General features: G+C 47.3%; 1 protein-coding gene. It reads right to left on the minus strand.

All coding sequences use genetic code 11. The annotated features are described in order from the left end of the window. Positions 1–1,615 (minus strand): ESPR-type extended signal peptide-containing protein (locus ACTHUR_RS10865; protein ID WP_440398579.1); only part of this gene is annotated, 1,615 nt, incomplete at its 3' end. Positions 1,616–1,729: the final 114 nt, after the last annotated feature.

Here is a 1,729-nt window from a genome sequence, read left to right on the forward strand (position 1 = left end):
TCTCATTGTGGCCTGAGAATACAAACGGATTCAGATTTTCGATGCGGCTTGCTACGGCGAACAATTGAGAGCCGTTGATTGCATCGGTAGAAGTTTGAGAAATACGGCCTGCGGCAACGTTTTGGATTTGACGTTCTTTACCTGCAGAACCTACAGACAATACTGCGCCGTCATTTAAACCACTGGTTGCGCCTGCAAAACCACCGTAAGTGTAGCCGCGAACAGTACCGCTGCTAGTAGGTACGAAGTTGCTGGTTGTAGAACCGTTACCCAGAGCTACGCTGTTTTCGATAGTAGATTTAGCTTCAGTACCCAAAGCCAGAGTGTTTCTAGCTGTTGCTTGAGCATCGTTACCCAGAGCAGTTGCATATTCACCGCCATTGGCTTGAGCGCCACGGCCTAATGCAATCGCTTGCGTAGAAGCAGCGTTACTTTGTACACCCAATGCTACCGCGTATTGAGCACTTGCTTTAGCAGCAGGACCGAAGGCAGAAGCAGAAATGCCGTCAGCGACAGAACCGCGACCGATTGCTACGGCAGAACCTTTTTTAGCTTGAGCATCGCCACCCAATGCTACCGCACCGTTTGCCAGGGCTTGAGAACGTTGACCGATGGCAGTTGCTACGATACCGGTTGCTTGAGCATTAGTACCGATTGCCATAGCTGAACCGGCATTATTAGCACCCACAACACCATCACTATCAGCACCAGTAGAGGTACCATCAGCTTTTGCTTCAAAACCTACAGCAACGTCAGCAGCTTGGCTAGCAACTGCGTCATTACCATGAGCGACAGAGTTATTACCCAAAGCTTTTGCTGTAAAACCTGTTGCGAGAGATTGCTCGCCACTTGCTGTAGAACCAGCACCTGTTGCAATAGCTCGAGTACCGGTAGCAGTAGCACGCAAACCAACAGCAACCGCATTGGTAGCACTTGCAGTCGTATTTTTACCAACAGCTACAGCATTATTACCAGCTGCAGCAGACTCATAACCAACAGAAACTGCAGAAGAACCAGAAGCATTAGATGATTTACCTACGGCAATAGTAGCCTGACCAGATGCTTTTGATCCAGAACCAAAAGCAAGAGACTCGCCACCACTAGCATTTGCTTGCTTACCAATAGCTACGTCCATATCTTTGCCTGATGTTGCTTTTGTACCGATCGCAACAGAGTCAATAGACTGATTAGTTGCACCAAAACCAACTGCAACACCATTTTCTTGAATTGCTTTTGCATCTTTACCAATAGCTACTGATTTATCACCAGTACCAGTCGCACTAGAACCAATCGCAATTGCGTCATGAGAGACTACATTATTACCGTTGTTTCTGTAAGTATTTGCGCCAGTACCGATATTGATATTGCCAATACCTTGATTGGTACCAATGACATTCCCGGTATTATCTGATTTAATGGTAATCGTACTAGCAGATGTTTCCACACCTGCTTGAGCAGCACTAGAAGCCATCAAAGCACCTGCCGCTGCAACTGCAGCAGCTACGGCTTTACGCTTGTCAGAAGCGGATTTTTTGCCGTGTGCATGGCTGATCTCGGAAACCGCGGTCCATGTCTGGGTCGCGTGGTTCCAAATGACTTTAAAGACTTTATTCATATCGATTTTCCTGTAAGGGGTTTGATTTCTTTTTGGACGTGTTGCTCGGCTGTAAACTGCCTGTCCACACATTTGCCGCATTTCAGAGTTTCCCCTTTATGCGGTTTCATGCCG

Source organism: Neisseria sp. P0021.S007 (assembly GCF_051956855.1).